The sequence below is a fragment of the Chryseobacterium sp. C3 genome (genome assembly GCF_014218905.1).
In the GTDB taxonomy this organism is placed as follows: Bacteria; Bacteroidota; Bacteroidia; order Flavobacteriales; family Weeksellaceae; genus Chryseobacterium; species Chryseobacterium mucoviscidosis.
This window is the reverse complement of record NZ_JACLCU010000005.1, coordinates 326,089-352,296: the sequence shown is the minus strand read 5'-3', so window position 1 is coordinate 352,296 and position 26,208 is coordinate 326,089. Positions and strand designations below refer to the sequence as shown.

General features: G+C 37.0%; 24 protein-coding genes. 11 read left to right on the top strand and 13 right to left on the bottom strand.

What is annotated here, in order from left to right; genetic code table 11:
* Window positions 1–3 precede the first annotated feature (3 nt).
* From H6W53_RS13545 to H6W53_RS13495, 11 genes are all read left to right on the top strand, one after another.
* Window positions 4–1,641, top strand: a complete 1,638-nt coding sequence (locus H6W53_RS13545) for an SWIM zinc finger family protein (RefSeq protein ID WP_185207528.1) — start codon at window positions 4–6, stop codon at window positions 1,639–1,641.
* A 112-nt stretch (window positions 1,642–1,753) separates the two neighbouring features.
* Window positions 1,754–2,461 (top strand): response regulator transcription factor, encoded by a 708-nt coding sequence (locus tag H6W53_RS13540; protein WP_185207527.1) that lies wholly within the window; start codon window positions 1,754–1,756, stop codon window positions 2,459–2,461.
* 2 nt (window positions 2,462–2,463) lie between these two features.
* Complete coding sequence (locus H6W53_RS13535) at window positions 2,464–3,873, top strand: sensor histidine kinase (RefSeq protein WP_108410057.1); 1,410 nt, start codon at window positions 2,464–2,466, stop codon at window positions 3,871–3,873.
* A 149-nt stretch (window positions 3,874–4,022) separates the two neighbouring features.
* On the top strand, window positions 4,023–4,517 hold the full coding sequence (locus H6W53_RS13530) for a hypothetical protein (protein ID WP_185207526.1): 495 nt from the start codon (window positions 4,023–4,025) through the stop codon (window positions 4,515–4,517).
* Window positions 4,518–4,545: 28 nt separating this feature from the next.
* Window positions 4,546–5,388 (top strand): YoaK family protein, encoded by an 843-nt coding sequence (locus H6W53_RS13525; protein ID WP_185207525.1) that lies wholly within the window; start codon window positions 4,546–4,548, stop codon window positions 5,386–5,388.
* Between the two features lie 330 nt (window positions 5,389–5,718).
* Window positions 5,719–7,506, top strand: coding sequence for a DNA mismatch repair endonuclease MutL (mutL, locus tag H6W53_RS13520; protein WP_185207524.1), 1,788 nt, complete (start codon window positions 5,719–5,721; stop codon window positions 7,504–7,506).
* A gap of 5 nt (window positions 7,507–7,511) precedes the next feature.
* Complete coding sequence (locus H6W53_RS13515; protein ID WP_108410054.1) at window positions 7,512–8,276, top strand: rhomboid family intramembrane serine protease; 765 nt, start codon at window positions 7,512–7,514, stop codon at window positions 8,274–8,276.
* Window positions 8,277–8,281: 5 nt separating this feature from the next.
* Window positions 8,282–9,268, top strand: coding sequence for an endonuclease/exonuclease/phosphatase family protein (locus H6W53_RS13510; protein ID WP_185207523.1), 987 nt, complete (start codon window positions 8,282–8,284; stop codon window positions 9,266–9,268).
* A 74-nt stretch (window positions 9,269–9,342) separates the two neighbouring features.
* On the top strand, window positions 9,343–10,317 hold the full coding sequence (locus tag H6W53_RS13505; protein WP_185207521.1) for an endonuclease/exonuclease/phosphatase family protein: 975 nt from the start codon (window positions 9,343–9,345) through the stop codon (window positions 10,315–10,317).
* Between the two features lie 4 nt (window positions 10,318–10,321).
* Window positions 10,322–10,675 (top strand): hypothetical protein, encoded by a 354-nt coding sequence (locus H6W53_RS13500; RefSeq protein ID WP_185207519.1) that lies wholly within the window; start codon window positions 10,322–10,324, stop codon window positions 10,673–10,675.
* A 41-nt stretch (window positions 10,676–10,716) separates the two neighbouring features.
* Window positions 10,717–11,127 carry a hypothetical protein gene (locus H6W53_RS13495; protein WP_185207517.1) on the top strand — a complete coding sequence of 137 codons (411 nt, stop codon included), beginning with the start codon at window positions 10,717–10,719 and terminating at the stop codon, window positions 11,125–11,127.
* Window positions 11,128–11,175: 48 nt separating this feature from the next.
* On the opposite strand, the gene H6W53_RS13490 is transcribed toward H6W53_RS13495, so the two are convergent.
* From H6W53_RS13490 to mraY, 13 genes are all read right to left on the bottom strand, one after another.
* Window positions 11,176–12,690 carry a GH3 auxin-responsive promoter family protein gene (locus H6W53_RS13490; protein WP_185207515.1) on the bottom strand — a complete coding sequence of 505 codons (1,515 nt, stop codon included), beginning with the start codon at window positions 12,688–12,690 and terminating at the stop codon, window positions 11,176–11,178.
* A gap of 105 nt (window positions 12,691–12,795) precedes the next feature.
* Entirely contained in the window at window positions 12,796–13,206 is a 411-nt protein-coding gene (locus tag H6W53_RS13485; RefSeq protein ID WP_076391160.1) for a BrxA/BrxB family bacilliredoxin, read from the bottom strand.
* A gap of 430 nt (window positions 13,207–13,636) precedes the next feature.
* Entirely contained in the window at window positions 13,637–14,083 is a 447-nt protein-coding gene (locus H6W53_RS13480; protein WP_185207513.1) for a GatB/YqeY domain-containing protein, read from the bottom strand.
* Between the two features lie 112 nt (window positions 14,084–14,195).
* Window positions 14,196–16,100, bottom strand: coding sequence for a cell division protein FtsZ (gene ftsZ, locus H6W53_RS13475; protein WP_185207511.1), 1,905 nt, complete (start codon window positions 16,098–16,100; stop codon window positions 14,196–14,198).
* Window positions 16,101–16,207: 107 nt separating this feature from the next.
* Complete coding sequence (gene ftsA, locus H6W53_RS13470) at window positions 16,208–17,599, bottom strand: cell division protein FtsA (RefSeq protein ID WP_185207510.1); 1,392 nt, start codon at window positions 17,597–17,599, stop codon at window positions 16,208–16,210.
* Between the two features lie 90 nt (window positions 17,600–17,689).
* A complete protein-coding gene (locus H6W53_RS13465) occupies window positions 17,690–18,634 on the bottom strand; it encodes a cell division protein FtsQ/DivIB (protein ID WP_185207509.1) in 945 nt (314 codons plus the stop codon).
* A 116-nt stretch (window positions 18,635–18,750) separates the two neighbouring features.
* The gene (locus H6W53_RS13460; protein WP_116548116.1) at window positions 18,751–19,128 is read right to left on the bottom strand and encodes a GxxExxY protein; all 378 of its coding nucleotides are present in this window, start codon (window positions 19,126–19,128) and stop codon (window positions 18,751–18,753) included.
* A 121-nt stretch (window positions 19,129–19,249) separates the two neighbouring features.
* A complete protein-coding gene (murC, locus tag H6W53_RS13455) occupies window positions 19,250–20,608 on the bottom strand; it encodes a UDP-N-acetylmuramate--L-alanine ligase (RefSeq protein WP_185207508.1) in 1,359 nt (452 codons plus the stop codon).
* A gap of 126 nt (window positions 20,609–20,734) precedes the next feature.
* Entirely contained in the window at window positions 20,735–21,028 is a 294-nt protein-coding gene (locus tag H6W53_RS13450; protein ID WP_185207507.1) for a GIY-YIG nuclease family protein, read from the bottom strand.
* Window positions 21,029–21,129: 101 nt separating this feature from the next.
* Window positions 21,130–22,251: an undecaprenyldiphospho-muramoylpentapeptide beta-N-acetylglucosaminyltransferase gene (murG, locus tag H6W53_RS13445; RefSeq protein ID WP_185207506.1), complete on the bottom strand. Its 1,122-nt coding sequence runs from the start codon at window positions 22,249–22,251 to the stop codon at window positions 21,130–21,132.
* Between the two features lie 34 nt (window positions 22,252–22,285).
* Window positions 22,286–23,524 carry an FtsW/RodA/SpoVE family cell cycle protein gene (locus H6W53_RS13440; protein ID WP_076391176.1) on the bottom strand — a complete coding sequence of 413 codons (1,239 nt, stop codon included), beginning with the start codon at window positions 23,522–23,524 and terminating at the stop codon, window positions 22,286–22,288.
* 22 nt (window positions 23,525–23,546) lie between these two features.
* Entirely contained in the window at window positions 23,547–24,884 is a 1,338-nt protein-coding gene (murD, locus tag H6W53_RS13435; RefSeq protein ID WP_185207505.1) for a UDP-N-acetylmuramoyl-L-alanine--D-glutamate ligase, read from the bottom strand.
* Window positions 24,885–24,948: 64 nt separating this feature from the next.
* The gene (mraY, locus tag H6W53_RS13430; RefSeq protein ID WP_076391180.1) at window positions 24,949–26,190 is read right to left on the bottom strand and encodes a phospho-N-acetylmuramoyl-pentapeptide-transferase; all 1,242 of its coding nucleotides are present in this window, start codon (window positions 26,188–26,190) and stop codon (window positions 24,949–24,951) included.
* Window positions 26,191–26,208: the final 18 nt, after the last annotated feature.

Genomic DNA, 26,208 nt, shown 5'->3' with positions numbered 1-26,208 from the left:
GCCATGTTATTCGATTATAAATTTCACAAAGATACTGCCGTTACCAATTCCGCAACGAGCACACAAATGAGTTTTTCGCCGGATCTGCAGAGAGATCCCACATTTTTTGTAGGAAAGCTGAATAAAAAGATCCCGTTTCGGGAAGCGATCTCTGCACTGCATGATGTGGTGGTTTCTGATCTTCGTTTTAAACCGAAAGACAGAGCAGAATACAAAGAATGGGTTACCGAGCAGGAAAAACTCTGGCTGAGCGATTATATGGCTGAATTTCAGGTGGAAGAGATCCGGAAGAGAATGGCAGAGGTAAGAGGAGAGCTGGATTTGGTATATAAAGAAAAGAACAGGGTTTTAGGTCCTTTCAATACAGCCAAAAAAGCTTATTTTGATTATCTGTACCAAAAAGACAAAGACGCGTGGTTTGTTCTGGATCCTGTTATCACGGTTCATCCCGATGAAGTTTTCTTTGAATGTTTCAGTCAGGACGAATCCACTTACGGAAAATTAAGCAGCAGCTATAATGTTTTCACAGAGATTAACGAGTTTAAATGCGGAACCACAAATATAGATTACTCGGCTGCGCTTTATAATGAATTCCAAAAAATAAGAGATTATAAAGATACTGAATTTAAAATTGATCCTTCAGGTTTTGAGGCAATTACCACCAACGAAGAAGTGTACAAAGAAGAAAAAATAGATTTGCCGGATTCCTGGGTCAGAGGATTTTTACAGGTAAGTTCAGCCATGACTTTACCTGCGACGGCTTTTGATCTTCATCCGATGGATATTTTCAGTATCTGTCAGTTTTTAAGAAGATTTAAAGAAAAAAAAGGACCGAGAGCATTGCGTTTTATCCTTGAACCCGGAAAACCTGTTCAGGCGGTTTTCGAACCGTGGTACGAAACTCTAACATTTCACCGTTCGGTTTATACGGGATCAGAAAGCAAAACCATCAGGATTTGGGGAAGAAGAAGATTGCTGATTCTGGAAAGACTAATCCCGATTGCTAAAAATTTCAGAGTGGTCTTATTAGGAAACGGATTGCCTTCGTTTTATATTGCAGATTTGGGAGATATGGCTTTCACTCTGGGACTTTCCGGATGGACTACGAATGACTGGAGCAGAGCAGGAAATTTTGATCTTATGGCTCCGAGAGGAAATGTGGATCTGCTTACTCAGGAAAAAGTTTTTAATTCATTAAAAGAAACCTGGTTTGGAACTCCTTCCGAACTTTCAAAAAAATTAAATCTTGATACGGCTACAATTTCTTCTTCGCTGACATCTTATACACAGGCAGGAAGAGTGATTTATGATCTTAATCTCGGCTTATACAGAGTTCGCGAGCTCACTCAGGAGCCTTTGGATATGAAACAGTTACGCTTCTCCAGTCCGCAGGAAGAAAGAGCTAACCAACTGATTGCAGAAGATAAAGTGAAAATAAGTTACAGCGCTGAAAATGATATTCTCAAAATTCAGGGAACCATTCAGGAAAGCTATGTAACCTATCAGACGGAAGCTTTTATTGATAAAGACCAACGATTGACCGACGGAAACTGCCAGTGCGGTTTTTACAGGGCAAACGGATTGAGACAGGGACCGTGTGAACATATTCTGGCTTCAAGAATGATGATTAACAGAAAATAATAGAGCATAATTTTTTTTTAAAAATTTGATAAAGGAGGATTTTTTATTTTTAAATTTCCTCCTTTATTCATGTCCCATCTTTTCCCTATTTTTGTCTAATTCCAAATTTCAAATGAAAAGAATAATCCTTATCGAAGATGAAACCAGTGTGGTGTCCTTTATCAAAAAAGGGCTGCAGGAAAGCGGATATGAAGTTTCTGTGGCTTTTGACGGTAAAACCGGCGTTCAATTGGTGCAGTCGAATGATTTTGATCTGGTGATCCTCGATATTATGCTGCCGGAAATGAATGGGCTGGATGTCTGCAAAGAAATCCGGAAAACCAATCAGAATGTTCCGATTCTCTTCTTAACCGCTTTGGGAACTTCCGAGAACATTGTTTTGGGCTTGGAAAACGGAGGAGACGATTATCTCGTAAAACCATTTAAATTCATAGAACTTGTCGCAAGGATCAAATCTTTACTGAGAAGGAGCAATAGCGGAAATCAGCATGAAAGTGTTGAAGATGAAGAAGATAATGAATATGTGTATCAGTTTTCAGATTTGGTTTTAAATGATTATACCAAAAAAGTTACGCGTGCGGGCGAAGAAATTTCACTTACTTCCACAGAATACAAGCTGCTTTTGTACTTTTTAAACAATCCTGAAAAAGTAATTTCACGAACAGAAGTTTTAGAAGCGGTTTGGGGCGTGAATTATGAGCTGGGAACCAATGTTGTAGATGTTTATGTGAATTATTTGCGAAAGAAGCTTGATAATCAGGAAGATAATAAGCTGATTCATACCGTAATAGGAATGGGTTATGTTCTGAAAAAATCTTAAAAATGTTTAACAAAGTTGTCACAAATCAGACCAAAACAATGGTACTTCTGATGTTGGTTTTTACCGCCATCATATTGCTGTTCAGTGGATTGGTGTATTTTTCGATTGTCAACTTTTCTCATCAGAGATTTTATGAACTGCTGAAAATCCGTACAACTACCATTATTCAGATCGAAAAAGGCAAAGACAATCTGGATCTTCCGGAAAATTACATTCTGAACGGATTAAACGATGAAGAGCTTCCGATGGAGCGGGATTATGTTTTTGCAATTCCGGCAGATTCAAACTTTAAGAAAATTTCGGATGAGGTTCATATTCCGGACTATTTTTTTAAAAGTATTGTAAAAAAAGGCGAGGCGAATTTTAATGACAAGGAGTTTTACTACATCGGGCAGACTTTTAAGCATGATGATAAAAATTATATTGCCATCGCATCCGCCAAAAACCATTATGTGGTTTACTATCTCGGGTTTTTAAAAAGAACTTTGATTACCTGCATCGTTCTTTCGCTGTTCTTCAGTATGATCTTTTCTTTTTATTTATCGAAAACGTTATTTAAGCCCATCCTTAAAATTACAGGAAAAGTAAAGGAAATCAGTTCCGAAAATCTGCATTTGCGTCTGGAACCGCAACCTGATAATAAGGAACTGAATGAACTCATCGACACTTTCAACGGAATGCTGAACCGCATCGAAACCTCTTTTGAAACCCAGAATCACCTGATTGGAAACGTTTCCCATGAACTGAGAACGCCGTTAACGTCGATTATGGGGGAAGCAGATGTTGCACTTTCGATTTCCAGAACCAACGAAGAGTATAAGGAAACTTTGGGAATCATTCTGAATGAAGCCGAAAAATTAGACAAAAAAATCAAGGCTCTGTTGATGATCGCACAGACCGGATTTGACGGCAAAATCCAGAAAATGGATAAAGTGCGGATCGATCAGTTGCTTTGGGATGTCATTGAAACCCTCCGAAGAATAGATTCCAGAAATAATATCTATCTCGATATCAGTATGTTGCCCGACAATCCTAAAAAACTGAAAGTTCAGGGCAATGAACAGTTGCTGCATCTTGCGGTTGCCAATATTATCCAGAATGGCTGTAAATATTCTAATTTTCAGCAGGTTAAAGTTTCTTTGGGAGCAACGGATTCGGATGTCTACATTATTGTAAAAGACAGCGGCATCGGAATTCCCGGACAGGAAATGAATAAAATTTACGATCCTTTTTTCAGGGCTTCCAACACCAAAAATTACGAAGGCTACGGAATCGGACTTCCATTGGCAAGAAATATCGTGAGAATACATCGTGGGGAATTAATCGTAAGCTCGCACGAAAATCAGGGAACGACCGTTCAGTTGCGTTTCCCGAATTTCTACAGTATGCAGACAGACGGAAAAGACATCTAATATAATCATCGTTAATTTTTTTTAACAGATTCTAATCGTATTTTAATCTCTTTAATCACATTTTAATTCCGTTCCAAAGACGTTCTAATTTGGTCGTTTTAGTTTTGTATCATCAAAAAAGAATAAATACAAATCTAAATCTCATTAATATGAACAAGACGATTTTAATAGCCACCGATTATTCTCTTGAATCTTTGAACATTCTGAAAAAAGTAATGAGAGAAAAAGACGCTTCGGAAGACCATAATCAATATAACATTGTTTTGGTTTCGGGGTATGATATGGGAGATTCCATAAGAGATCTTCTTTTTAATACGAAAAGTACCATTTTCAATAAAATCAGACCGCAGGAATTCTGCGATGCGTATGAAATTATCAGGAATAAATATCCTCACCTGATCAATAAGATTGTGTGCGATATTTTCACGGGAAGTTTCCAGAGAACATTCAATAATTATGTGAAAGCGGAAAATATTGAAGAAGCTTACTATTCTCCTTCTATTAAAAGCAAAGGAAATGGTAAGTTCGATCTTATTCCTTACATCAGAAAATGTAAAGACCTGAAATCTCAGGAAATTTCGGTTGAAGTTCGCAAAAGCCTTCCGGAAAAAGGAAGACTGGCGGAAATCTTTGTGGAAGCTTAACATCAAAGAACTTTAAAAATTTAGAAAAATGCTAAGGAATTATAGTAACAGCAGAACGTTGGGAGACAACATCAGATTAGGAACGCTGACTGCCTTTACGGCAGGTACTATAAACATTGCTTCCCTGTTGATATTTCTCTCTTTTACTTCCAATGTAACGGGACATTATGCTATTCTTGCGGCAGAAATCAGTAAAGCAAACTGGTCACAGGTTGCGGTGGTGGGAATGTGGATCTTCCTGTTCTTTTTCGGGGGATTTGTGTCGAATTTTATTGTGATTACATTCAATCAGAAAAGTAAATATTTCGCCCATGCAATGCCGTTGGTTCTTGAAATTGCCTGTTTATTGTTTGTGGGAATCTACGGACAGTTTTATTACCGGAAAACGCTGGAAGAAACAGAATATCTGGTGGCATTAATGCTATTCGCAACGGGTCTGCAGAATGGTTTAACGGCAAGTATTTCTAATTTCTCAGTAAAAACAACTCACCTTACAGGTACCACTACCGATCTTGGGATTTTATTCTCCATGTTTACGCAGAAAAAATTCAGAAAGAACGGCGAACTGGTCGGAAGAGCAAAACTGCTGATGAGTATCATGATTTCCTATGTTTTGGGTGCGGTTTTTTCAGGTTTAACCTATTATTATCTTGAATTCAGAGTGTTTTATGTAATCAGTCTGTGTTTGCTGGTCGTAATCGGGTACGATGCGTACAAAATTCATATCAGACATTTCAATACGAAATACCGGTACAGCAGAATTTATAAGAAACCGAATCTGATGGCATATTTTTATGATAAAATCCACGGAATTCCGGTGATTAAAGAACAGAAAAGAGACAAGAAAAGAAAGCTTGTATTTGATGAATAAAATGGGCAGAAGCTTAGCATAAAAGATCAAAATTCTTGATAACATTTTGAATACTTTTCGTAAAGTTTTGCCGGATTAAACAGACAATGTTAAATAAGAGATATAAATATCAGTATTAATTTTGTGTAAACTAGCTGTGAATCAATCCTCTAATTGTATAACGCAATTGGGGGATTGTGTTTTTAGGAAACCCCCGATAACGAGACATTTTGTCTGAATCTGAAGCATGGCTGGAATGTTGATATGTTGATAAATTAATTTTAATTCAGAAGTTTATAGTTTTAATTCTTAATTTGAATGACTATTTTTGTAAGTTGATTTACGTTTTTTATGTCAGATATTATTCAGCTTTTACCCGATCATGTAGCCAACCAAATTGCGGCAGGAGAAGTAGTGCAGAGACCGGCTTCCATTGTGAAAGAACTTTTGGAAAACGCCATCGATGCAGATGCCACAAAAATTGAGTTGATTATCCGGGATGCCGGAAAAAATCTGATTCAGGTTGTAGACGACGGAAAAGGAATGTCTGAGACGGATGCGAGAATGGCTTTCGAAAGACACGCCACTTCAAAAATCCGCGGAACGGAAGATATTTTTAAAATCTCTACCAAAGGTTTCCGTGGTGAAGCGCTGGCTTCGATTGCGGCCGTTTCCCAGGTGGAATTAAAAACCAAACAGAAAGACGCTACCATCGGAACAAATATTTATATCGAAGGAGGGGTTTTCCAGTTTCAGGATCCCGTTCAGACGGCGGAAGGTTCTAATTTTCTAGTTAAAAACTTATTTTATAACGTTCCGGCAAGAAGAAAATTCCTGAAAAACAACAATGTAGAATTCCGACATGTTATCGATGAATTTCAAAGAGTTGCTTTAGCGCACGAAACGCTTGAGTTTTCCCTGTTTCATGATGATGAGCCGATTTTCAGGTTAAGAAAAGGAAGCCAGATGCAGCGTATTGTGGATGTTTTCGGAAGAAAACTGCAGCCGCAGCTTATTCCCATCAAAGAAGATATTATCTGGTGTAAACTTCACGGGTATGTTGCCAAACCGGAAGGAGCGAAAAAAACAAGAGGAGAACAGTTTTTATTTGTCAACGGAAGGTATTTTAAAAGCCCGTACTTCAATAAAGCCGTTCAGGAAGCTTTTGAAGGATTGTTGTTGCCGGGTTATGTGCCTACGTTTTTCCTTTTCTTAGATATTGATCCTGAAAAAATAGACGTTAATATCCATCCGCAGAAAACAGAAGTAAAATTTGAAGACGAACATCTGATCTTTGCTTTATTGCGTTCCACCATCAAACGCTCTCTGGGAATTTATAACGTTTCTCCAAGTCTGGATTTTGAAAAAGATCCTCATTTTGATGAAATTATGCACAAAACGTTCCCGAGTAAAGGTAACAGTGGAGGAGGTACAACGCTGAAAATGCCGGAAATCATCGTAGATAAAGACTACAATCCTTTTATTGAAGAACGTGAAGTTGCGCAGGCGGAAATTCAGAATCTTACGGAAATGTACCATCAGAATATTACCGCAGAACCTTCCAAGATCAATCTGTTTGAAGATGAAGATTTTGATGAAGATCTGATGAGGTTACCGAACGGATACTGGCTGTTCAACAAAGGGGATGAAACTTTAATGCTCGATTTGGGAAGAATGCACAGACTCGTGGTTTCTGAAAATACAAAACCCGTAAAAAAAGGAACAACCAACGGTCATGCTCTGCTTTTTTCTCTAGAATATCATATGAATGAGATTGAAAAGACGAAATATAACTCCATTAAAAAATATCTTCCGGAGCTTGGTTTTGAAATGAGCATTGCCCACGAAAGTGTGTTAAGAATAGATGCGGTTCCGGAAGGACTGAAAGAAACGCAGGTCATGAAGTTTCTTGAAAACCTTTTTGAAATTCTGGAATATAAGTCTGAGGAAGAATTCATGCAGTATTATCAGAACCAGTGGAGTAAGCTTCAGTCGAAATCAAGATTCGATTTCATATACAAAAAAGATGCGGAGCAGCTTATCAAGGATTTTACCGCTTTGGGCTTTCCGGAATTTTTACCCAACGGAAAAAGATGTTTCTACGAAGTTCCGTTTAATGATTTTAAAAACAAATTTTAGAAACTATGTTTAATAATTTGCCGCCAATTACGAAAAACATTATAATCATAAATATTGTAGTTTATATAATTACTAATTTTTTCTTGTATGTTTTGAATAAGCCAGAGTTATACTACACTTTATCTGCATACTATCCTTTTTCTCCTTTTTTTAAATCCTGGCAAATTATCACATCTATGTTTATGCACTCGCCACTTTCTGGAGGTGAAGGGATAATGCATATCTTTTTTAATATGTTTGTGTTGTATAATTTTGCTTTTTTAGAAAATATTTTAGGTGGTAAAAGGTTTTTGATACTTTATTTTTTAAGTGGGATTGGCGCTTACGTTTTATTCAATTTATGGGAATTTGTACAGGTTGAAATGTTTGCAAGACAATTAGAAGATTTGGGTGTTAATATTTATGATTATTTTTCAGGAACAGATTTTCAACTGAAAGGATCTGCTGACTCAATTGAAAATCAAAAGCTTTTAATAAGTAATATTGTCAGAATAATATCAAGTCCTTTAATGGGAGCTTCTGGAGCTGTTTTTGGTGTGGTTGCAGCTTTTGCAACGATTTTTCCCAATGCCAGAATAGGAATTTTGTTTATTCCTTTTCCTATAAAAGCAAAATATTTCTTAATTTTTAGTGTAGCTCTTTCTCTTTATTTAGGATATAATGGTTTAGATAGTGGAACCGCTCATTTTGCTCATGTAGGAGGCGCTTTAGTTGGGTTTATTTTGGCAAAAATTTGGAGAAAACATTTAAATAGATTTAATCCTCACTAGGATTTATGAAAATCCTTCGCCTTATTTTTCTTATCCTTCATACCGGAATATTTCTTTTATTATCCGGAATGTTAATGAATGCCTATGTTTCACCAAAAATATTTCCTTGGCTGAATTTACTTTCTTTAGGTTTTCCTTTATTGATTATTGCTTATATTCTGCTTACTATTTTCTGGATCATCAGTTGGAAGAAAAGAGCTTTTGTCTTTTTTTTCGCGGGACTGCTGTTTTTCAATCCTGTTTTGCGATGGATCAATTTTTCTCAGCCAAAAGATGACAAAACAGATTTAAAAATCGTTACTTTCAATGTTAAAAATGGTGTTTTAGGAAAAGAAAATATCGAAAATTTCGTCAACAGTCAGGATGCGGATGTTGTTCTGTTTCAGGAGATGGTTAATAAAAAATATGATTTTAAAGATCTGAAGCAAAGCAGCAAAACCCTCCTTACAAGCGTTTTTACAAAACATAAAGTCATTGCTGAGAAAAATTTGCTTGATGGCGAATATGAAAACGGTAATGCAACCCAGACAGATATTGAGATCAATGGAAAAACTTACCGGATTATCAATGTGTATCTGCAGCCTTTCAGATTTGATAAAAGTATGGTAAAACTGAACGGCGACAGTAAAGAAGACGAGCAGAAACTGAAAGATATCGTAAGAAAACTGATTCCTACCTTTAAAATACATCAGGAGCAGATTGTTCCGATAAGAGAAAGCATCGAAAGTTCGCCTTATCCGGTTATTGTGGCGGGAGATTTTAATGCAGTTCCTAACTCGTATGAATATTATGAATTGTCAAAAGATCTTGAAGATGCTTTTATGAAAGCAGGAAGCGGAAGCGCAACCAGTTTCCATGATTATAAATTCCCGATCAGGATCGATTATATTTTTACTTCAAAATCCGTTAAAGCATTGAGCTATAAGGTAGACCGTTCTGCAAAATTATCAGACCATTATCCTGTTGTAGCGACATTTAAGCTCAATAATTAAATCATAAAAACCGTTAATTTTTCTCGTGTGGTAGGATTTTTGCTGAAAAGCTCTATATCCCTTAGACTGTTTTCATGAAGCCGCGTCAAGTATTGTTATTTTTCCATATTATTGTTGGTATTTTACTCCTGTGTACATTGGGGAACGCATGGATTCCGCCTAATCTGTTCGGAAATCTGAATCTCCTCTCTCTGGGTTTTCCCTATCTTATTTCATTACATATTATTTTTACACTGATCTGGATTTTCAGAAAAGAAAAAATTGCCATTGCATTTGTTTTGGGAACATTTTTATTTTATAATCCTATCCGAAGATGGATCAATTTTACGCCCAAAGCAGAAAGTCAGAAATCGATAAGAGATATAAAAGTCATTACTTTTAATGTAAAATACGGCGATTTTGGCTGGGATAAAGTGAAAAAATATATTCAGGATCAGAATGCAGATATCATTCTGGTTCAGGAAAAAGATACCAACCGTGCCTTGAGACAGGATCTGGTGAAATATCCTTCGGTTATTTTAAAAACCAAACATAAAATTGTAAGACAGGAAGAATTAATCACAGATAAATCGCGAGGAAATTCATTCTATGCAGATGTAGATATCAATGGCAAAATCGTTCGGATTGTGAATGTTTATCTTGAGCCTTTCAGGCTGCATAAATCGATGCTTCAGTTCGATGGGCTGAAAAAGGAAGGCGGAAAAATCAATACATTGTTATCGCACATGATTCCTACCTTTAAAGCACACGAAGATCAGATTAAAAAAATCCGAAAAGCGGTAGATCTTTCGCCGTATCCTGTAATTCTGGCGGGAGATTTCAACTCAGTTCCCAATTCTTATGAATATTATAATCTGGGAAAAGATCTTCAGGATGCTTTTTTAGCAGCAGGAAATGGAAGTTCTTCAAGTTTTCACGATTACAAAGTTCCATTGAGAATCGATTATATTTTCAGTTCAAAATCAATTATTCCTTTAAGCTATAAAGTGGATAATTCTGTAAGATTATCGGATCATTATCCTGTAATTGCAGAATTTCTGTTAAATTAGTTCCATGAAAAATTTATCTTTTGCCACTATTATTTTTTCAGCCTTTGTGATGTCTTGTTCAAAAAAAGAACCGGCAGATTTTTATCCCGCAGACAGCCCGAAAGCAAGTTATGATACCACCGCAATCGATTCTTTTTCGAATGGCGCAATTTCTGTAGATGTTGCAAGACAAATCAGAATGTCTTCAAAACAGTATCAGGATTCGGTAAAAGAGGCATTAAAACTTCAGGAGCAGGAAAAGAAACTGAAAGAAGAACTTGAAAAGGAAAATAAAAAGAAGGCAGAAGAAGAAAAGAAAAAAACAGACGAGGAGAAAAAGAAAACATCTGAGCCTTCTGCAGAGGTAAAATCTGCATAATATAAATCACAAAAAAACGTTTTAAAAAAAAATTATAAAGTATGAAAAAAAGCATTTTATCTGTACTGATGATCGCAGCCGTGGTTGTGTCATGTACAAAGTCAACATCAAAAACAGAAACTGTTGAAAATCCGGACGGATCTACGACCACTATCACTACTACTGTCTCAGAAAATGGAATCGGAGTAGATTCGGCAAAAATTAATGAAGTGAAAGAAAATACTCAGGCTAAAATTGATGCTGCCGGACAAAAGATTGATAACGCTGCCGAAGATGCAAAAAATAAAATAGATGCAACAGCAGACAAAACGAAACAGGATCTTCAGAAAGCAGGGCAGGACATTAAAGAAGGCGCCGATAAAGTAGGAAAAGATGTGAAAAATGCCGCAGCAAAAGGAGCTTCCAAAGTAGAGGAAGGCGCTAAAAAATTGAAAGAAGATTTAAGCAAGTAAATTAAATTCTTCTGATAAAAATGAAACCGCAGTTTTTCTGCGGTTTTTCTATTTATTCAGTTCCAGTAAAGGATCAATATATTCTCTGTCGTTGCTCAGCCTCGGAACTTTATTCTGTCCGCCCAGTTTGCCTTTGGATTCCAGCCAGCAATAGAAAAGATTGGGTTTTGCAATATGAACAATCGGTCTTTTCAGGGTCATATTGTTATAGCGTTTCGCTTCGTAATCGGAATTAATTGATTTAAGATGACTGTCAAAAATATCTATAAAACGCTCTAAATCATCCGGTTTTTCGCAGAATTCAAAAACCCACTCATGAGCTCCGCCTTCGTTCTCTTTCATGAAAACAGGGGCTCCTGTGAAGTCGGAAACAGATGCATTGGTTTCTTCGCAGGCTTTGGTGAGCGCAGACTCAACGTTGGTAATCATCAGTTCCTCTCCAAAAGCATTGATATAGTGTTTCGTTCTTCCGGTAATTTTTATTCTGAACGGATTGGTGGATGTAAAAACAACAGTATCGCCAATGAGATATCTCCACAATCCGCCGTTTGTCGTAATCACCATGGCGTAGTTTTTCCCGATTTCCACATCTTCCAGACTCACGACTTTCGGATTTGAAAAATGGAACTGATCCATCGGAATAAATTCATAAAAAATACCGTAATCGAGCATCAGAAGCATTTCATCACTGTTGGATCTGTCCTGAATTCCGAAAAAGCCTTCGGAAGCATTATAGATCTCGTAGTAATTGATATTTTTTCCGATAATCTGCTTATACTGTTCTCTGTAAGGCTTAAAGCTGATTCCTCCGTGAAAGAATACTTCAAGATTCGGCCACAATTCAGAAATATTTTTGAAGTCAGTTTCTTTCAGAACCCTCTGTAAAAGAACCATCATCCAGCTCGGAACCCCCAAAATACTTCCTACATCCTCTTTTTTAACTTCAGAGGTAATTGCCCTGAGTTTGCTTTCCCATTCTCCCATCAGAGAAACCTTTTTACTCGGAGTGGTTGTAACTTCTACCCAGAAAGGAAGATTGTCAATCAGAATAGCCGACAAATCGCCAAATTTGGTATTAAAATCCGCGTAGAGTTCAGAACTTCCGCCCAGACGAAGATTTTTGTAATTAAAAAGCTGATTTTCGGGGTGATTGTTGGCGTAAATGGAAACCATATCTTTTCCGGCTTTCATGTGGCAGTATTCAAGGCTTTCAGCAGAAATCGGGATGAATTTGCTTTTGGCATTCGTGGTTCCTGAAGATTTTGCAAAATGTTTGATGTAACCGGGCCAGCTTACATCTTTCTGTCCCTGTCTCGCTTTTTCAATGTAAGGCTCCATTTCTTCGTACGTAACGACCGGAACTTTGTTTTTAAAGTCCTGATAACTCGAAATGGAATTAAAACCATATTTTCTCCCGTACTCCGTGTCTTCTGCATGAAATAACTGGGAAAATAAGATACCTTTCTGTGTCTCAATAGGATGATTCATAAAATTCTGAATCTGATCTATCCTCTGCCGGATAAACCAATTGACTACCGTATTGAAAAGTGCTTTCGTTGCCATTTCAACAAATATAATAATAATTGGATTTTCAGAGAATTTTTTTGCGATGATAAAATAAAAAAACCGCTACAAATTGTAACGGTTTATATTTGAAATGCTCGTTTACTAGCAATACTCGTCGTAAGCAGCCTGAAGGTTTGCAGCAATTGCTCCTGCAGGATTTCCTTCAATGTGGTGTCTTTCCAGCATATGAACCAGCTCTCCGTCTTTAAACAGCGCTACGCAAGGTGAGCTTGGAGGGAACGGTGCTAAATGTTTTCTCGCTTCAACAACGGCTTCTGTATCGAAACCTGCGAAAACAGTAGTTAAATGATCAGGCTTTTTGTCTCCTGTTAAAGAATATACAACTCCCGGTCTTGCAGCTCCTGCAGCACATCCGCATACAGAGTTGATGACCAAAAGGGTAGTTCCTGATTGTTTTAATGCTTCTTCTACCTGAGCCGGAGTTGTCAAGTCTTCGAAACCTTTATCTGTAAGTTCAGCCTTCATCGGCATTACTAAATCTTGTGGATACATATTTTTGTTTTTTGTAAAGTACAAATTTAAACAATTCTTTACGTTTCATCAATATATAAAAACTATCGGTTGTTTTAGAAAACAAAATGAATTGAATGTTAATAGTTTAATAATAATTGTAAAATTTTAAATTAAATATGTTAATTATTAAAAATAATTACTAAATTTGAAATGATTCTGAAAACAGTTGACCATGAAAAAATATTTACACTGATCCCTCTCAATTTATTTTCTTTCAGTTTTTGCTTTTTACCGAAGCATGAACTGATGTCATTCAGAAAAAATAAATGAAGCCCGGAACTGAAAAGTTCCGGGCTTCTTTAATCAAATCGATATGCAAAGGTTGAATATCCTTATAAAATAGCTGATGGTTTGGTTGTTAGTTGATGGATAGAAGTACAAATCAACTAAAATTACTCACGATCAGCAATTATGAAAGCAGCTTTTTCGCCATCTCGGAAATGCTTTTTCCGTCCGATTTTCCGGCTAAAGATTTTGAAGCAATTCCCATTACCTTACCTAAATCTTTCATAGATTCAGCGCCTGTTTCAGCGATAATGTTTTTCATTTCGGCTTCCAGTTCTTGTGCTGAAAGCTGTTTCGGCAAAAACTGCTCGATTACCTGCATTTGCGCTTCTTCCACTTCGGCAAGATCATTTCTTCCCTGCGCAGTAAACTGTTCGGCAGAATCCTTACGCTGTTTTACCATTCTCTGAAGAATAGCAATTTCCTGTTCTGCACTAACTTCTGCTCCTCTTGCTTCCGTTTTAAGCAGTAATATCTGAGATTTTACAGCACGAAGAGAATCCAAAGCCACTTTGTCTTTGGCTCTCATTGCTGTTTTTATAGCTTCGTTTATTGTATTTTCTAAACTCATGGTTTTTAATTTGATAATTTGAAAAAATGAGACAATTTGAAAATGTAATTATTTTAGAATTGAGAATGTATAATTTTCAAATTCTCAAATTGCCACATTTTCAAATTAAATTTTAGTCTACATCTTTATTTAAAAATCTGTTTTCTCTGATCTGCATATTTCCGTTGTTATCAGACAAATATGTGTTGATATTCTGATCTGATGCATTGGTTCCTTCAATGGAAATATTCTTTCTCTTGAATGCAGGAACAGATTCAAACTCGCTGGAGCTGTCGAAACTCTGGTAACGGGAATTAAACTCCTTCAGTTTGTTTCTTCTTTCCATTACTCTTTCCTGATCCACGGTTTTATTCACGAAGGTGAATTCTTCTTCTGCCGGTTTCGGGGCTTCGGTTTCTGTCTTATTTTCAACAACAGGTTCTTCTTTCAGATGCTGAAAGAAATGTTCTACTTTCTGAAACGGCTCTTCCGTAAGCTGATTCACTTCGTTGATTGCTGCAAGTTCTGCTTTTGGCTGTCCGAAATCAGATTTAGGCTCATTCTTTACGGGCTCATTCACGAAGAAGCTGAATTCAACAGGTTTTTCCTCAGAAAAAGTGTTATTGAAAGCAGTATTAGACTGTGGTTCTTCTTTTTTATGATCAAAATCAAACTTAAAAGATTCTATTTCCAGATCATTCGGATCTTCTGCTTCTTCATCTAAAGTAAATAAGCTGAAAGATTCTTCCTGTTCATCATCATTTCTCCAATCCTGAGTGCTGTTAACCGTATCTTCCTCTTTATCAAAGAATTTTATTTCAGTTTTAGTCTCTTCGTTGCCAATAGTCATTTTTTTTTCAGTAGACGTAACACCGAACTGTGGATGATCGTGGTCTTCATCGTCTAATCTGAAAAGGTTTTTACCCCCGAAATCATAATCCTGTTCCGCATGAGAATGTCTTTCCTCTCTTGTTTTAAAAGGAGACTCTTTTGGGGTATCAAAGCTGTCGTTCAGGCTAATTTTAATTTTCTCTGTGGGTCCTGCAAATTTTTTGTTATCGTTAGAAAAGCCTGTAGCAATCACAAGAACGCTTACAGAATCTCCCAGTTCTTCGTCTGCTCCCACCCCGAAAATAATATCCGCAGTGTTTCCTGCTTCTTTTTGGATATGATCCATGATTACTCCGATCTCGTCCATGGTCACTTCTTCCACACCACTTCTGATCAGTAACAGAACATTTTTCGCTCCTGTAATCTTATTATCATTCAATAGTGGGGAATCAAGCGCTTTTTTAACTGCTTCTTCGGCTTTATTTTCACCGGAAGCAATTCCTGTAGACATCAAAGCCGTTCCTGAATTCTGAAGCACAGATTTAGCATCTCTAAAGTCAATGTTTACATCAAAGTAACCCGTAATAACTTCCGCCATTCCTTTGGCAGCATTCGTTAAAACTTCATCGGCTTTTGAGAATCCCTGCTTGAATCCAAGGTTTCCGAATTGCTGTCTTAATTTATCGTTGTTGATGACAATTAATGAGTCAACATTATTTCTTAATTTATCCAGACCGTTTTCAGCCTGTTCCAGTCTTCTTTTCCCTTCAAAACTGAAAGGGACGGTAACGATTCCTACCGTTAAGATTCCCATATCTTTGGCTACTTTAGCAATAACGGGAGCAGCTCCGGTTCCTGTACCACCACCCATTCCGGCAGTGATGAAAACCATTTTGGTATTTTGTCCCATTGCAGCTTTAATATCTTCGATGCTTTCGATGGCAGATTTTTCTCCCACTTCAGGATCAGCTCCTGCGCCAAGACCTTCCGTAATGGTAGTTCCCAACTGTACTTTGTTGGCAACCGGGTTATTATCTAAAGTCTGGGCATCTGTATTGCAAATCACGAAATCCACTCCGTGAATACCTTTTTCGTACATGTGTTTCAGGGCATTATTTCCACCGCCTCCAACACCGATTACTTTTATGATTGATGAATTTCCTTTTGGCAAATCAAATGAAAATCCTTGTGTACCTATGTTTTCCATAATTAGTTTCTTTTAATAATTATAATTGATAAGCGATAAATGAATAATGATTTTGTTTTAATTAAAAATAAATCATCAATTATCACTGATCTTTTATCATTTATATTTTATTCTACTTCTTCAAAGAATTTTTTTACTTTTTCCATCAGCGACTGCCCGAAAGTGAGTTTTGCCGCCTTTTTATTCTCATGCTGTTCTTCTTTAGGCTGCTGTTCCTGTATCGGGGCAACTTCCTGCGGAGCGGGTTGTGAAGTTTCAATCGCAGCTTGTGCAGCAGCATTTTCCGGCTGCTCTTTTTCCAAAACAGGAGTGTCTTCCACCGTGTTCAGCTTTTTATCCCTGATTTTTAAACTTTCCATTAATAAACCAATGGAAGTCGCAAATTCGGGACCTTTAAGATACTGATTTTTATCATTCGCCACATACTCATTTGCAAATCCGATTCTGCTGTCGAATCCTGTTGTATAATTGGCAAGCTGACGAAGGTGTTTCAGGTTGGATCCACCACCCGTTAATACGATCCCTGCAATCAGTTTTTTCTTTTGTTCAAAAGCTCCGTAAGCCTTTAGTTCTGTATTTACCATCTCCAGAATTTCCTCCACTCGAGCATTGATGATCTGTGCTAAAGTTTTCAGGGAAATTTCTTTATCCGGTCTTCCGTGAAGCCCGGGAATGGTAACGTACGTGCTGTCTTTTTCAAGCTCAGGAACCGCAGAACCGAATTTTACTTTCAGTTGTTCCGCGTGTTTCTCGATGATGGAACAGCCTTCCTTGATGTCTTCTGTAATAATTCCTCCTCCGTAAGGGATAACACAGGTATGACGGATGATATTATCTTTAAAGATGGCAATGTCTGTAGTACCGCCTCCGATATCTACAATGGCAACTCCTGCCTCTTTTTCTTCTTTTGTAAGAACCGCTTCAGAGGATGCCAAAGGTTCAAGGGTAAGAGCTTCCATTTCAAGCCCTGCTTCTCTCACGCATCTCGCGATATTGCGAATGCTTCCCATCTGTCCTACAACCACATGAAAGTTGGCCTCTAAACGCTTACCGTGCATCCCGACCGGTTCCTGAATTTCACCTTCGGAATCTACTTTGTATTCCTGCGGCAAAACGTGAATGATTTCTTCTCCAGGAAGCATCACCAGTTTTTTTACCTGATCTTTTAATGCTTCAATGTCGTCGTCTGTGATGAATTTATCCGGATGTTCACGCATAATATAATCGGAGTGCTGCAGAGAACGGATGTGTTTCCCTGCGATTCCTACCGTAACTTTACGGATAGGAACTCCTGCGCTGGACTGTGCTTCAGACACAGCAGCTTTGATTGAATTAATGGTCTGCGAAATATTATTCACAATACCTTTGTGAACACCAAGACTTTTCGCCTTTCCTACACCGAGAACTTCTATTTTCCCGTGTGCATTCCTCCTTCCGACAATCGCAACAATCTTTGTTGTCCCGATGTCCAGACCTACTGAATACTCTTGATTTTCCATTTTTATACCGATTTGATTTTTTCGTTTTTCAGTTCCTGTTTTAATAAGGATCATAGGTTTTCGCCTATGGATATTGATGTTTTTTTATTTTTATTCTATCTTAACTTTTGCTTTAGTTTTCGGTTTTGACGCCGTAGGTTTCTCAGTTTTTTTTGCTTGGGTTACCTTCGGTTTTGAAGGATTTCCCGTTTTCTTAATTTCTTTTTTAACTTCGGCTTTAGGCTTTGGTTCCACACTTTTGGCGACGACAACCGGAGCTTTTGCCAGTTCTATATTGGCTGCTTTTAAAATACTGTCGTTTTCTTTGTAATTAGGATTTAAGGTGGTTACAATCTGGTTCTGATATTTAATAGAAACCATGCTGTACTTTTCCGGATCCTGATACACAAGATATTTTTCTACAAAGGCTTTAAATCCTTTTACTTTAAAATCGATATTATCTAAATCCCCGATCTCGACTTTGTAATTTCCTTCACTGGTAAGAAGATTATAGTCGCCGTTTCGGTCTTTGGATATTCCGATAAAATATTTTTTGCTGAAATCGTCTTTGTCTATTTTTTCAACCAGTTCGGCAAGCTTTTCATACTCTTCTTTCTTTACATTTCCTGTCACCAACATGCATGGATGAGAATAGGTTTTGGAGATCGGAAATTCTATACCTTTTTCATCTACATAAAAATCTCTGCCTTCTTTATTTAATCTGAAAACGGGAACCCTCTGTTTGATGTCTAAATTCAGTTTTCCGTTCAGGTTTAAATAAACATTTGCGCTGTCTACCGCCGGAAGATTGTTGATCTTTTTTTCCAGCGCGGGAATATTAAGATCCCCGACTTTTCCAGAAGGGTTTTCTTTTTTTACAATTTCCCGGATATCTTTTTCATCAATGAAGTAAACCGGTGTTTTTTCATTCATTTTCACAGAAATTTTATTGTCCGTAATCTTCTGTCCGCTGAATTTCTTCAAAGAGAAACTCAACAGAAATCCAAGGATGATTACTGTGATGACAATTTTTAATATTCTGTATTTATTTTTCATTTTTGTTTTTTAGCTTTTTTAACGCTACGGGCGCAAGGTTTTTCTTTAAATTCTTGCTTTTTATTTTTATGTTCGCAAAGGCGTTTCACTCAGCAAATGATAGCTGAAAATATTTTTTATAATTTGTTTACTGCTCTTTTTACTCCGTCTTTAAATAAGGTAGAATGAAAATTTAAAATCATCCCTAATTTCATTTCTGTGATTCTTAAATAATTAAGAATTTGGAAAAAATGATATTTATTAATTTCCGGAACTGCTTTTATTTCTATAATTACTTTATTTTCAATTAATAAATCAACTCTGAATGCTTTCTCAATAATTAAACCTTCATAATTGACACTAATATCTTTTTGACTTTCAATGTTCAATCCGCTATTTTTTAACTCGTGAATTAAACATTGCTCATAAACATTTTCATAAAGTCCGATTCCCAGTTTTCGGTGCACTTTCATCCCTGCATCAAAAACTATGTTTGAAATTTCATTTTCTGTCATTGTGTTTTTATATTTACTCTTAAATGATATTTTCAGCTATCATTTGCTGAGTGAAACGCCCTTGCGAACATGTTTTCGTGTTTCCAAAAAACTCTTTGTGTCCTTTGCGTTACATTTAAAATTAAATTTTCTCTATCCATTCACAAACAGGATCATACAGTGTGTCTATATTTCCTGCCCCTACTGTAAGAAGGATATCAAAATCTTTTTCTTTTATTTTACTGAAAGCTTCGCCTAATGTTGAAACTTCTTTTTTATCTAAATTAACTTTTTCCAGCAACCAATCGGAAGTGATTCCTTCAAAATTTTCCTGAAGTTCTCTTGCCGGATAAATATCAAGTAAAATCAGTTCATTAGCTTTACTTAAACTTTCTGCGAATCCGTCTGCAAAATCTCTTGTTCTGCTGAAAAGATGAGGCTGGAAAACTACCAGTAATTTCTTTTCAGGGTAAAACGTGCGGACTGAACCCATCACGGCATTAATTTCTGTCGGATGATGTGCATAATCGTCGATGTAAATTTTACCGTTTTCGTAGATGTGTTTTGTATATCTTCTTTTAATTCCTTTGAAATTGGCAATTGCTTTTTTCAGTGTTTCGAAATCTACTCCTAAACTGTTTAAAATAGCCAACGTAACCGTAGCATTTTCTACGTTGTGAATTCCCGGAATTTCCCAGACAAAATCTTTTACCGTTTCGTTTGGCGTATGAAAATCAAAATAAATTTTATCATGATCCATTCTCAGGTTATCGGAATAATAATCAGCCACTTCGTTTACAGCGTAGGTTTGATGAGGTCTTCCGATTTCAATTCCTTTTCTTACAAAAAGCTGTCTATCTTCGGGAACCAGAGCCGCAAATTGTCTGAACCCCTCTTCAATGGTATTTTTATCTCCGTAGATATCCAAATGATCCGCATCGGTGGAAGTAATAACTGCCCAATCCGGAGAAAGGTTTAAGAAGCTTCTGTCGTATTCATCTGCTTCCACAACGGAATATTGCGAGCCGTTGTAGAGGAAATTTGACTTAAAATTCTCAGAAATTCCTCCCAGAAAACATGAAAAAGGCAAATTTGCTTCTTTGCATAAGTGTGAAACCAGAGTGGAAGTGGTTGTCTTTCCGTGAGTTCCGGCAACAGCAATGCAATCTGTGTTTTCCGTAATCAATCCTAAAACTTTTGCACGTTTTAATACTTCAAACTGATTGGTATTGAAATAATCTAATATGTCCAGTTTTTTAATCGCCGGAGTGTAGATAACTAACGTATTTTCTTTCTGAAGCGAAGAGATTTTTTCATCTATAACATCTTCAAAAACAATATCAATTCCCTCGCTCATTAAAGTCTGAGTAAGTTTGGTGTTGGTTTTATCGTAGCCTGAAACTTTCTTGCCCGAAGCATGGAAATAGCGCGCCAAAGCACTCATCCCGATTCCTCCGATTCCAACGAAGTAAAAATTTTGATATGTTTCTAAATTGTTCATTTATTTATTTTAATCTTTAATGGCTCGATATACTCAAAGCTACATCGCTAATCCTATTTTATACTATTAGACTTCAACTATTCGTTAATTTTTTAACGGTGTCAGGCTGAGCCTGTCGAAGCCTATTTAATCTTTCATTCTATTTTTTGATAATTCAGGCAACAATTCCCAATTATCATTTATTATTGCTTCCTTTTTCTTTTTACTCCAACCTTTAATTTGTTTTTCAAATCCTATCGCTTGATTAACATCATTAAATTCATAATAGAAAACAAGTTCTACAGGTTTTCTTGTATATGTATAGCTTTCAGGATTTAATCCGTCATTATGTTCATTAATTCTTTTTTCCAAATCATTGGTAAAACCTGTATAATAAGAATTATCCGAACATTTTACAATGTATACATAATATATTTTCATTCATTTGTGTTGGTTTTGTTAACCCTTCGACAAGTTCAGGGTGACATCTCTAATACTAACTGTCTATGTTTTGTCAGGTTGAGCTTGTCGAAACTTTCTATTTATTTTATCACTTTAAAAATCTCGTCTACAATCTCTTTTGCCGCATTTGGTTTGGCAAAATATTTCAGATTTTCAGACATTTCTTTTCTTACTTTTTCATTTTCGCATATTTCTGAAAGGGTATTCCAGAATTTTTCCTTCATCTCAGAGTCTTTTACCATTCGGGCTGCATTTTTTTCAACCAGATTCATCGCGTTTTTGGTTTGATGGTCTTCCGCCGCAAAAGGGAAGGGAACCAATAACACAGGCTTCTGCGCAACCGCCAACTCTGAAATGGCAATTGCTCCTGCTCTGGAAACAATGACATCTGCTGCAGAATAGGCTGTTTCCATATCTTTGATGAATTCTTTGATCTGGATGGAAGCTGGAAGCTGGAGGTCGGAAGACAACTCGCTGTAGTCCAACTTTCCGGTTTGCCAGATCAACTGGTATCCTTTTTCTTTAAGGTTTTCCAGATTGTCTTTCCATCCGTTATTCAATGTTCTTGAACCTAAAGATCCTCCGACAGATAAAATCGTCAGTTTATCTTTATCCAAGCCCATTTTTTCTTTTGACTGAGAGGTTTCCTGCATTCCTGAGATGATATTCTCACGAATCGGATTCCCCAGAAATTTTATTTTTTCAGCCGGAAATCCTTCCACTTTCGGATAGGCGGTGAACACGGCTTTTGCTTTTTTACTTAAAATTTTATTCGTAACTCCTGCATGAGCATTCTGCTCCTGAATAAAAATAGGAATTCCGAGCTTACTGGCTTCATACAAAGCAGGTCCGCTTGCAAAACCTCCTGTTCCCACGGCAAAATCAGGAGCAAAACGTTTAATAATCTTCTTCGATTTGGATAAACTTTTTAAAATTTTAAAAGGCAATCCTAGATTCGACAGAAGATTTCCTCTGTTGATTCCGGCAATATCAATTCCTTCGATTTTATAACCCGCCTGCGGAACTTTTTCCATTTCCATTTTTCCGTTGGCTCCAATGAACAAAAATTCAGCATCGGGAAATCTTTTTCTGATTTCGTCCGCAATAGCAATGGCAGGAAAGATGTGTCCTCCTGTTCCTCCTCCGGATAATAAAACACGGATGGAATTTGATTTTTGGCTATCTGCTGATTGATTATTCATTTCTGTTTAAATCTTTTTATATTCTTTTTTTATCTTAAGCAATGTCGTTAATCTCCGCTATGCTTTGTTTTTTGCCCATTCCTTCTTCATCATAAATCTGAATTCTGGAGCTTATGTTTAAAATAATTCCCAACTGCAAATATGTTACCAACATTGAGGTTCCTCCGTAACTTATTAAAGGCAGCGGTTGCCCTGTAACAGGGATTAAATTAACAGCAACTGCAATATTTACAGATAGTTGTATAAAAATCATAACTCCGAGACTGAGAACGAGCAAAGAGCCGAAAAAAGCAGGCATCTTACTGGCTATCATGACGATACGGATAATCATAATTAAATATAAACTTACCAGAAAAACAGCTCCGATCACTCCGTATTCTTCTACAATCACAGCGAAAATGAAGTCGGAGGCAGACTGAGGAAGCATTTGTTTTAAAGCACTTTTGCCGGGTCCCATTCCAGTAACTCCGCCGTGTACGATGGCTGCTTTTGCCATCATCACCTGATAATTCTTTGCTTTTACACTTTCGTCATCTACGTCTGCAGTTTTTGCTTTGCTGGATGTAAAGGTTTCAATACGGCTCATCCATGTGTGAACACGGTTTCCTCCGATTAAGTTGGTGTTTAAAGCCACCAGTAAAAACAGAACAATTGCAATGAATGATGCAGAGATAAATCCTGCAATATATTTCCAGTGTAACTGTCCGATGACGAGCACAATCACCGAAACCATTAAAATCATCAACGCCGTTGAACCATTGTCTTTTGCTACCAGAACAAAAACCAGCAGAATCGGACCGAAGATGTACATGATGTTCTCAATCGGAAGCCGTTCCCGCGTTATTTTCTTGGTTAAATATCTGCACAGATAAATAATCAGCATTAAAAAAGCAAAGGAAGACGGCTGGAATGAAATTGGTGTTCCGGGAATTTTCAGCCATCGTGAAGCACTGGCTCCGTCAATGGTTTGTCCCGTGAACATGGTGACAATCAGTAAAATAACCATTAAACCAAGCATGATGCTGCTGAGTTTTCCGATGTATTCGTATTTTACCATTCCGACTACTCTCATGATTCCCAAACCTAAGACTACGAAGAACATATGTTTGATAACGTGACCGGTTGTGGTCCCGTTATTAACGATATATTCCAGATTCGAACTTGCAGAATAAACCGGGAAAATAGAGAAAATGGAGATCACAAGAATGACCATCCAAAGTACTTTATCGCCCTTCAGGAATTCAAATCTGTTTTCTGTGTCTTGTTCGTTCATATATAATGCTGTTGGCTTTTGGCTAATTGCCATTGGCTTTTAATACCTGCTCTTTAAACTGATGACCTCTGTCTTCATAGTTTTTGAATAAATCAAAACTTGCACAGCACGGAGACAGTAAAACCGTATCTCCTTTTTCAGCGAGAGATTTTGAGATCTCCACTGCTTTTTCCATGCTCGACGTGTCGTAAATAAATTCTTTTTTGTCTTTAAAGAAGTTGATAATCTTTTCATTATCAATTCCTAAGCAGACAATTGCTTTTACTTTTCTTTTGACTAATTCTTCAATTTCAGTATAGTCATTACCTTTATCTAAACCTCCGACAATCCAAACAGTCGGAGTTTTCATACTTTCTAAAGCGTAATACGTTGCATTAACATTGGTTGCCTTGCTGTCGTTGATGTATTTTACACCCTCTATTTCAGTTACAAGCTCCAGTCTGTGTTCAACCGCCTGAAAAGTCATTAATGAATTTCTTATACTTTCATTGTTGATTTCCAATATTTTACCGGCAATTGACGCGGCTAAGCTGTTGGCAACATTGTGCGTTCCCAGAAGAGATAATTCATCAAGTTTCATTGAAAAAGTATCCTTCAGTTTTACTTCAATGGTATCGCCGTTAATGAAACCTCCTTCTTCCAGTTTTTCTTTGGTGGAGAAAGGAATCATTTTCGCTTTAATTTCTAATTTTTCAAGAATATTTTTGCTCATTTCATCATCTTTATTGTAGATGAAGAAGTTATCATTTTCCTGATTCTCCGTTATTCTGAATTTAGCCAGAGCATATTCTTCATAATTGTAATTGTACTGATCAAGATGGTCCTGTGACAAATTCAACAATAAAGAAATATATGGTCTGAAATTCTGAATATCGTCCAACTGGAAAGAGCTTACTTCCAGAACATAATATTCATGATTCTCATCGGCAACCTGCTTTGCGAAGCTGTACCCGATATTTCCGCCTAAACCTACGTTTAATCCGTCGTTTTTCAGGATGTAGTAGATGAGAGACGTTGTTGTTGTTTTTCCATTGCTTCCTGTGATGGCGATGATTTTCGCATCTGTAAATTCCGAAGCAAATTCAATTTCAGAAGAAAGCCTTATTCCTTTCTCATTAATTTTCTGAATCATTTCTGCCTTTTTCGGAATTCCCGGACTTTTTACAATCCAGTCAGCGTTTAAAATTCTTTCTTCATCGTGGCTTCCTTCTTCGAATTCAATTTCATTCTCGTTCAGAAACTGTCTGTAGTTATCCTTGATGGCACCTTTATCGGAAAGAAAAACCTCCATTCCTTTCTTTTTTGCCAGATAGGCAGCTCCGCAACCACTTTCTCCTCCTCCTAAAACAACTATTTTCATATAATTTTTGATTTAATGACTGAATTTTTCACTTAGGTAAATCATTCAGTTTTAAATTAATTTTCTATCTCATCTTCAGGGTTATCAGGCATACAATTGCCAACATTACTCCGATGATGATCATTCTGTTCACTATTTTACTCTCATGAAAGCCTCCCTTCTGATAATGGTGATGTAAAGGGGACATTCTGAATAGTCTATTGTTTTGGGCATATTCGAGCCCGAATTTTCTTTTTCTGTATTTAAAAACGACAACCTGAAGCATCACGGAAATATTTTCAATCAGGAAAATTCCGCAAAGGACAGGAATCATGAGTTCTTTTCTTAAAATAATCGCTAAAACGGCAATAACTCCGCCTAACATCAAACTTCCGGTGTCGCCCATGAAAACCTGAGCGGGATAGGTGTTATACCAAAAGAATCCAATTACGGCTCCTACCATTGCGACCACGAATATGGTGGTTTCACCCATGTTGGGAAGGAACATAATATTCAGATAATCGGCAAAAATTATGTTTCCTGAAAGATAGGCAAACAAGCCGAGCGTTAATAAAATAACGGTGCTGGTTCCTGCCGCAAGACCATCAATTCCGTCGGTAATATTGGCTCCGTTTGAAACAGCCGTTACGATGAAAATCACAATAGGAATGAAAACAATCCAAGCCCATTCGTGGGCATCTTTATCGTTCATCCAAAACAGAATTCCGCTGTAATCAAACTCGTTATTTTTAGCAAACGGAACGGTAGAAACAGTTATTTTCTCGGTAGGCATAAAGTTTTGCTCTACATTATTTCTGTTTACGACTTTTGCATCTGCATATTTTCTTTTTACGGTAATATCGGGATGAAAATACATGGTAACTCCTACGATCAAACCCAATCCGACCTGTCCAACAATTTTGAATTTACCGCTTAAACCATCTTTGTTTTTTTTGATCTTTTTTAAATAATCATCCAGAAAACCTATCGCACCCATCCATATCACGGAAACAATCAGAAGAACAATGTAAACGTTTGTAATTCTGGTGAATAGCAAAACAGGAATTAACGTTGCCAAAATAATGATAAGACCTCCCATCGTAGGAGTTCCTTCTTTTTGTTTCTGCCCGTCCAGACCAAGATCACGCACCAGTTCTCCCATCTGTTTTGCTCTCAGATAGTTGATGATTCTTTTTCCATACACCAAAGCGATGGTTAAAGAAAACAGAACCGCCATTCCTGCACGGAAGGAGATGTATTTCAACAGTCCCAATCCGGGAACGTGGATTCCCATGCTGGTTAAATATTCGTATAGATAGTATAACATTTCTTAATTATTGATGTT